Source organism: Micromonospora sp. NPDC048835 (assembly GCF_040649995.1).
Classification (GTDB): domain Bacteria; phylum Actinomycetota; class Actinomycetes; order Mycobacteriales; family Micromonosporaceae; genus Micromonospora.
This window is the reverse complement of sequence record NZ_JBEZGM010000036.1, coordinates 42,302-49,488: the sequence shown is the minus strand read 5'-3', so window position 1 is coordinate 49,488 and position 7,187 is coordinate 42,302. Positions and strand designations below refer to the sequence as shown.

Below are 7,187 nucleotides of genomic sequence, written 5' to 3'. Positions count from 1 at the left end.
CGGCGCAGGGATCAAGCCTGACCGCCCGGAGCCGGGCGCGGCGGGCCCCCGCCCCACCACCGCAACCCGACCCCGGCCCCCCGGTCCGCGCCCCCGCGCCCCCGCGCCCTCGGCAACGAACGACACTCAGCCGACGACGGAGAACAACCGCCGCCGTGCCCCCAGCAACGCGACGGAAGCCAGCACCAGCCCCACCCCCATCGTGACCAGCAGCGGGCTGGGGTTGCCCGGCAGCAGCCCGGCCACCGAACGGGACGCCGTGCCCAGGGCGAGGTAGAGACCGGCCCAGGCGGCCGCGCCGATCGCCGCGCAGCCGAGAAATCGGCGGTACGACATGCGCAGCCCGCCGGCGGCCAGTGGCAGCAACGCGTTGAAGACGGGCAGGAACGGCGCGACGACCATCATCCGGCCGCCGCCGCGGTGCAGGATCCCTTCGGCCGCGGCCCACCGCGCCTCGCCGATCCAGCCGCCGATGCGGCTGCGACGCAGTCGGTCGGCGTAGCGGCGGCCGATCAGGAAGCTCAGCGACCAGCCGGCCAGACAGCCGACAAGCACCGCGGTGAAGGTGGCCAGCCCGGTGGCGGGCCGGCCGACCCCGACGGCGGCGAGGATCGCGACGTCACCGGGGATGAGGACACCCAGCAGGGGTACGGCGTCGAAGAGCATGACGAGCCCGAGCGCACCCATCAGCAGCAGGACCGGTAGTTCGCCGATCTGGGTCAGCCATTGCGTCATGCGTCGACGCTATGGCGACGGCGCCACTTCGGACATCGGGTCGTGACCCCCAGTGACCCCTGGTATCCGTCTCGGGGTGGCCCCTGAGTCGGGGTTCCCGCCTCAGGCGGGGCGCAGCACCTGCACGTGGCGCAGCGACGAGTCGACAGATGGTTCGGTGGTCGGCACCGGGTACTCGGCCAGCACGATGAGGCGGTCCGCCGGCAGGTGTCTGCGGCCGGGGTCGCCGACGAGCACGTCGGCGCCGGCCGCGGCGGCGCGCTGTAGGAAGGGCAGCACCCGGTCGGCCATCGCGCGGTCGTAGAAGACGTCCCCGGCGAGCACCAGGTCGACCTTCGCGTCGGTGCCGTCCAGCAGGTCGTCTCCGGTGACGTCGACGGCGACGCGGTTGGCCCGCGCGTTGAGGGTGACGGCGGCGACGGCGTACGGGTCGATGTCGTTGGCGGTCACCTCCGCGGCGCCGGCGAGCGCGGCGGCGATGGCCACCAGTCCGGATCCGGTGGCGAGGTCGAGCACCCGACGATCGGCGGCCAGCTCCGGGTGGTCCAGGAGGTGGCGGGCCAGGGCCTGCCCGCCCGCCCAGGCGGACGCCCAGTACGGCGCGGGCAGCGTGTGGCCGGCGGCGGCCTCCATCCGGGCCCACCAGACGATCGCGTCCTCGGCCAGGTGCAGCCGTACCTCGGGGACGAACGGGGTGGGCATCAACCGGAGCCGGTCCAGGCCGCCGCCGGGCGCGTCGACCTCCCGCCCCAGCTCGGTCAGCGCGTCGGCTGCGGCATCCCTCATCGGCGCAAGCATGCCCCAGCGGTGGTTGGTCGGGGCGGGTTTCGCATGCCGCCGCGCAGAGTTCACCCGAGTTCCCCCGAAGACCTACGGCACTTCGGCCAGCGGATCCGGGTTTTGCCCGTTACTGTCGAACAGGTACGGGCGATCATCGGCCACAGGCCGATGGTCAGCCGCTTTGAACAGGGAGAGATGCATGGCAACCGGCACGGTTAAGTGGTTCAACTCGGAAAAGGGCTTCGGCTTCATCGAGCAGGACGGTGGAGGGCCGGACGTGTTCGTCCACTACTCCGCCATCGCTTCGAGCGGCTACCGGGAGCTCAACGAGGGCCAGAAGGTCGAGTTCGAGGTGACCCAGGGGCAGAAGGGTCCGCAGGCGGACAACGTCCGCCCGATGTAGCTCCGTGCCGGTGACGGCGGCCGGACACCGGCCGCCGTCGCAGCGCACTCAAGACGCCACCGGGGCGGCGGGCATGTCCCGCCGCCTTCGGATTGGCCCCAGCAGCAGAATCAACGGGGTGAGCGCCTGCCAGGCGGTCATCGCGACGACTGCTGCTCCGGTGCCGTAGCGCGCGCCGATCACCCCCGCCAGCACCGCCGCCAAGGGGATGGTGCCGTAGTTGAGCAGATGCATGCTCACCGTCACCCGGCCCAGCAGGTGGTGCGGTGTGTAGGTCTGCCGGAAGGCGCCTTTGACCACGTTGCCGATGGCGACGCCCAGGCTGACCAGCAGGCCGCCCAGCGCCGGCCAGGCCAGCCCGATGCCGGGCGCGGCCAGCGGGATGAGCAGGGCCGGCGGGCCGGCGAGCGCCGCCCCGATCAGCAGGGCCCGCGCCGTGCCGCAGCGCCAGCCCACCCTGGTGGCCAGAAGCGCCCCGATGACCCCGCCGAGGCTCATCACTCCGACCAGCGCGCCGACCAGGCCCGGTTCGAGACGCACCTCACGGACCAGATAGACCACCAGGACGGCCTGGTAGCCGCTCAGCCCGAGGTTGCTTGCCGCGCCGAAGGCCGTCAGCACCCGCAGGTACGGGTCCCGGATGACGAAGCGCAGCCCTTCGGCGATGTCCTGACGCAGGGACCCGGATCGCTCCGCCCGGCGTACGCGTGGCTCCCGGGTGCGGATCCGCAGCAGCAGGGCCGCCGAGGCGAGGAACGTGAGCGCGTCCACAAGTAGTGCGGCGACAGCGCCGGTGAGCTGGGCGATCAGGCCGGCGAGGCCGGGTCCGACGACGTAGCTCACGGTCTGGGTCGCCTGGAGCTTGGCGTTGCCCTCCGGCAGTTGCCCGGGTCGCAGCAGCACCGGCAGGTAGACCTGGTCGGCGGTTTCGAAGAACACCCGCGCCGCGCCGGCGGTGACGGCGACCACAAGTAACTGCGTGACGGTGAGCCGGCCCAGCAGGGCCGCCAGCGGCACGCTGAGGAAGGCCACCGCGCAGAGCAGGTCGCAGACCACCATCACCGGGCGGCGGGGCAACCTGTCGACCCACGCGCCGGCCGGCAGGCCGATCAGCAACCAGGGCAGCCAGGCCGCGGCGGTGAGGACCGCCACCTGGAAGGTGCCGGCGTCGAGGACGGCGACCGCGACCAGGGGCAGCGCGACCGTGGTGATGTTGCTGCCGACACTGCTGACCGTCTGGCCGGCCCAGAGCAGCCGGAAGTCGCGGTGTCGCAGCAGCCCACCGGCCGGCCGCACGTCGGCGGTGGGGTCGGCGCGGGTGACGGTGGTCACGGCCGGGCCGGTACGCCGTGGACGAACACGAAGACCGGCCGACGCTCCGCGTCGTCGTCGGGCAGGTCCCGGTCGGCCCAGCGGCTGAGGACCTCGATCACCTCGCGGCTCAGCTCGGCCAGCTCCTGCGGTGTGAGCCGCAGCCAGTGGTCGGTGGAGAACGCCGCGTCGTGCCAGCTCGCCTGGGTGCTCTCGTCGGCGGCGTGCCAGGCCCGGGCCAGGGCGACGTGCCGGTCCAGGTTGAGCGAGGTGGCGGCGTAGGCGACCGCCCGGGAGGCCGGGTCGGCGTCGAAGTCGGCGTTGGACCAGCTCAGCCCCCGGGTGACCAGGCGCCACCACCGCTCGCGCCGGTCCCGGGCCAACTCGGGGGCCTCGGTGACCAGGTCCGCGGCGGCGAGGACCTTGAGGTGGTGGCTGACGTTTGCCGGGGCCTGGTCGGTGCGTTCGGCGAGCAGGCCGACGGTGGAGGGCCCGTGCACCTTGAACACGTCCATCAGTCGGCGGCGCAGCGGGTGGGACATGGCTGCCAGCACTCGGGAGTCGGTGATCTGTCGTACGTCGGAGCTGTCCACGCGCACAGCATCGCATCCGCAACAGCTCTTGCGCAATATTTGTTGCCCAAGAGTCGTTGCGGATGCGTCGAGAGGGGCGACCCGGCGGCTACGGGCCGCCCCTCGCTCAGGCGACGAGCCGGCGGGCCAACTCGTCGGCGACCTGCTTGGCGATCGTGGGTGGGATCGCGGCGGCGATCTCCTCCGGCGTCAGCCCGGCCAACACGCCCTGGACGATCGCCTCCTCGTCGGTGAAGTCCCGGTTGGACAACTCCGTCAGCGCGGCCTGCACCGCGCCCACCTGCACGGCCAGCGACTTCAGGGTCGGGTGGGCCGGTTTGTAGTTCGGAACCGTGGCGTCCTCGCCCATGGCCATCCGGGTGTAGATCTGCCCGATCGGGTTGCGGCCGTCCAGCACGGTGAGGTTCTTGTGGACGGTGGCCAGCCAGTTGTGCTCTTCGGGGGTCATGTCGTCGTCCTCCAGGAGTCCGATGGAGCTGAGGTATCGGCGGAACAGGGGCCGCTGGTCGCGACCCGCCTTGATGGAGTCACGGAAGAAGCTGAAGTGGGTGTGCCAGCGGTGCGAGCTGTCGCCTGTGGTGCGCTTGCCGAGGCGGTCCCACCGCTTCACCGTGGAGCCGTCCGGGCTGTAGATGATCTCCCGGATGTCCCGGGTGTCGGCCGCGTTGGCGACGCACTGCGCGACGCACCAGACCGAGAAGCTGGCCAGGGTGTTCGCCCGGCCACCCGAGCGGACGTCGAACTGGCCGACGTCCAGCCCCGCCGCGTCGAGGGTCAGCCCGGCCCGGTCGCGAGGCGACTCGACCACCGAGTAGTCGTTGGCGACCACCCGGTCCGACCCGCAGTGGTAGCCGCCCCGATGGGCCGGGTCGCCGACGATGCCGACCTCGCCCGGGTCCAGGTCGTCCGGCCCGGGAGCGTTGTCGAGGTGGGTGAGGAGCAGGCTTCGGACGGCCAGAAGGTTAGCCGGGGCCCGGGTCATGGGGTCCCCCTTTCGAGAGGTGGGGACCGGGCACGGCGTCACACCGCGTACGCGGAGCTGGGCTTCGGACGAGCCCGGTCTACTGGTGCACGGCGCCGGGCGTTGACTCCACCATAGCCGGCCTTTTCGGCAAATGCCCAGCTCAGCAGGGGTCTGTTCAGATTGGAGACTGCGGCGGGGCAGAGTGGACGATCGGCAGGAGCAGCGCCGAGGGGTACGCCGGGCCGTGCAGAACCTGTCGCCAACCGGCACGCAGCGTCACCGCCGTACCGAGGGGTTCGCCGGTGCCGGGGTTGCGGGCCCACCGTGGGTGGGCGCCACCGGAGACCTGCACCCGCAGTCGGTGCCCGGCGGCGAAGCGGTACGCCGTCGGCCAGAGCGGCACCGGGACCCGCAGCACCCCGGACGGGTCGGCCGGGAAGCGCTCGGGCGTGACCCGCACCAGACCGTCGCACACGTTCCACGAACGACCCCGGCGGTCCACGTCGCACAGACGAACGAAGACGTCCAGGTACGGCAGGTCGCTGCGGACGTGGATCTCGGCGCGGACCGGGCCGATCACCTCGACCGGCGCGGCAAGGGGGGCGCTGGTGTAGGTCAGCACGTCGGGGCGGGCCTCGACGTGCCGGTTGTCGAACCGGCCGGCCCGCTTGGCGACGAGCAGTGGCCCGCCCAGCGACGGGGTGGGGTCGGTGGGGTCGTAGCGGAGTTCGTCGAATGTCGACGCGACCGGCGGACGCGTCGCCAACTCGCCGCCGGGTTGCAGGTGCCATGCGGTCTCGACCGCCGGCGGCGGCCAGTCCGGCAGGTCCCGCCAGCCACCGCCGGCACCGCTGACGTACAGCCGGACGGGCGGGACGCCGGACCGCGGTCGTCCGCGCGGTGCGGGGGCCGACGGCAGGTGCTCGTCGAGCCACGCCAACCCCTCGCGCAGCGCGGCCACGAACAGGCCGGGGCTGCCGTGCGTCCACGGGCCGATCACCAGGCGCCCCGGTGTGCCGGCGGCACGCAGCACGGCGTGGTCGTCGAGCTGGGCGGGCAGGAAGATGTCGTGCCAGCCGGTGACCATGACCACCGGGGCGCGCACCGCCGCGACCAGGTCGCCGAAGACCCGGGTCCGCCAGTACGCGGCCTGCGGGGTGTGGTGGCGCAGCCACTCCTGGAAGAACGGGATGGTCACGCCGGTGGCCACCCGGTCCGCCTCGGTCAGCGGCAGGTGGTCCAGGGCGGCGGCGAGCCGGGGCTGCCCGCGTTTGAGCTCGCGCTGCCGGGCCAGCCACGGCACGGTCTGCGCGTGCAGCAGCTCCGCCCAGGTCAGGACGGTGTCCAGGGCGAAGGACTCCCCCGCGTACGTCGAGTCCCGGGTGGCCGAGGCGGTCACCACGGCGACCATCGCGCACAGCTCCTCGTCGGCGTCGGCGGCCAGCGCCCACTGCGCGAAGCCCTGGTAGCTGACCCCGAACATGCCGAGTCGCCCGGACCACCAGGGTTGGCGGCGCAGCCAGTCCAGGGTGTCCACGCCGTCGTCGCGCTCGTGCACCAGCGGGGCGAACGTCCCACCGGAGCCGCCGGTGCCCCGGCACGACTGGATCACCGCGTGTCGACCCCGGGCGGCGAGCAGCCGACCGAGCAGCCGCAGCGGTCCACCCCGCCCGTACGGGGTGCGGATCAGCACCGTCGGCGCGTCGCCGACGCTCGGGGCGTAGTGGTCGGTGCGCAGCACCGCACCGTCGCGGACCCGGACCGGGAGGTCACGGGTGACCCGTACCGGGCCGGGTCGGGTCGGGGGCAGGCGCAACGCGGCGCTGGCGAGGCGGGTGACGAGCCGCACCGGTCAGCCCGCCGGGCGGCGGGGTGGCTCCGGGCGGGCGGCGCGCACCGCGTCCCGGTGCCCGCGCAGCGACTCGCTCATCTGCGCCATGAACCGGTGCACCACCTCCAGCTCGTCCTCGTCGAAGCGGTCCATCACCGTGTCGGTCCGGGCGCCCAGCGGCTGGAAGAACTCCATGGCCAGGGCGGCGCCCTGGTCGGCGTAGTGCAGCAGCACCTTGCGGCGGTCGATGGTGTCCCGGTCGCGGCGGATGTGCCCGGCCCGTTCCAGCCGGTCGATCAGGGCCGTGACCGAGCCGGAGGAGAGGGTCAGTTGCGCGCCGAGGCGGCCGGGGGTGATCGGGTCACCGAGCAGCTCGGCGTCCATCACCGCGATCAACGCCTGTAGGTCGGTCGGGTTGAGGCCGTGCAGGTTGGCGAAGGCGTGGCCGACCTGCTGGGCGTCCACCGCGTACCGCCGGAGGTTGTTGGTGATCTCCGCGACCAGCTGCTCGCGGCGCGTGTCGCGCCGTCGGTACATGCCGTGAGTCGCCACCTCGCGCCGCTCTTCCCG

General features: G+C 73.0%; 8 protein-coding genes. 1 reads left to right on the top strand and 7 read right to left on the bottom strand.

Annotated features, from left to right (window positions below; all coding sequences use genetic code 11):
* Positions 1-126: 126 nt before the first annotated feature.
* Both AB0C15_RS29070 and AB0C15_RS29065 read right to left on the bottom strand, forming a co-directional pair.
* Positions 127-735 carry a VTT domain-containing protein gene (locus AB0C15_RS29070; RefSeq protein WP_357357247.1) on the bottom strand — a complete coding sequence of 203 codons (609 nt, stop codon included), beginning with the start codon at positions 733-735 and terminating at the stop codon, positions 127-129.
* A gap of 102 nt (positions 736-837) precedes the next feature.
* Positions 838-1,533 carry a 50S ribosomal protein L11 methyltransferase gene (locus AB0C15_RS29065; protein ID WP_357357252.1) on the bottom strand — a complete coding sequence of 232 codons (696 nt, stop codon included), beginning with the start codon at positions 1,531-1,533 and terminating at the stop codon, positions 838-840.
* Positions 1,534-1,714: 181 nt separating this feature from the next.
* On the opposite strand from AB0C15_RS29065, the gene AB0C15_RS29060 reads away from it, so the two are divergent.
* Entirely contained in the window at positions 1,715-1,918 is a 204-nt protein-coding gene (locus tag AB0C15_RS29060; RefSeq protein ID WP_007462771.1) for a cold-shock protein, read from the top strand.
* Between the two features lie 48 nt (positions 1,919-1,966).
* On the opposite strand, the gene AB0C15_RS29055 is transcribed toward AB0C15_RS29060, so the two are convergent.
* From AB0C15_RS29055 to AB0C15_RS29035, 5 genes are all read right to left on the bottom strand, one after another.
* Positions 1,967-3,250, bottom strand: a complete 1,284-nt coding sequence (locus AB0C15_RS29055) for an MFS transporter (protein WP_357357245.1) — start codon at positions 3,248-3,250, stop codon at positions 1,967-1,969.
* Positions 3,247-3,822, bottom strand: coding sequence for a helix-turn-helix domain-containing protein (locus AB0C15_RS29050; RefSeq protein ID WP_357357243.1), 576 nt, complete (start codon positions 3,820-3,822; stop codon positions 3,247-3,249). The genes AB0C15_RS29055 and AB0C15_RS29050 overlap by 4 nt, the downstream gene beginning before the upstream one ends.
* Positions 3,823-3,928: 106 nt before the next feature.
* Positions 3,929-4,804, bottom strand: coding sequence for a hypothetical protein (locus tag AB0C15_RS29045; RefSeq protein ID WP_357357241.1), 876 nt, complete (start codon positions 4,802-4,804; stop codon positions 3,929-3,931).
* 157 nt (positions 4,805-4,961) lie between these two features.
* A complete protein-coding gene (locus AB0C15_RS29040) occupies positions 4,962-6,635 on the bottom strand; it encodes a CocE/NonD family hydrolase (protein ID WP_357357239.1) in 1,674 nt (557 codons plus the stop codon).
* A 3-nt stretch (positions 6,636-6,638) separates the two neighbouring features.
* Positions 6,639-7,154 carry a MarR family transcriptional regulator gene (locus AB0C15_RS29035; protein WP_357357237.1) on the bottom strand — a complete coding sequence of 172 codons (516 nt, stop codon included), beginning with the start codon at positions 7,152-7,154 and terminating at the stop codon, positions 6,639-6,641.
* Between the last annotated feature and the right edge of the window lie 33 nt (positions 7,155-7,187).

Excerpts from the sequence above, each read along its gene's own strand:
- AB0C15_RS29070 (WP_357357247.1), bottom strand. The coding sequence starts at position 735 with ATGACGCAATGGCTGACCCAGATCGGCGAACTACCGGTCCTGCTGCTG.
- AB0C15_RS29065 (WP_357357252.1), bottom strand. The coding sequence starts at position 1,533 with ATGCTTGCGCCGATGAGGGATGCCGCAGCCGACGCGCTGACCGAGCTG.
- AB0C15_RS29060 (WP_007462771.1), top strand. The coding sequence starts at position 1,715 with ATGGCAACCGGCACGGTTAAGTGGTTCAACTCGGAAAAGGGCTTCGGC.
- AB0C15_RS29045 (WP_357357241.1), bottom strand. The coding sequence starts at position 4,804 with ATGACCCGGGCCCCGGCTAACCTTCTGGCCGTCCGAAGCCTGCTCCTC.
- AB0C15_RS29035 (WP_357357237.1), bottom strand. The coding sequence starts at position 7,154 with ATGTACCGACGGCGCGACACGCGCCGCGAGCAGCTGGTCGCGGAGATC.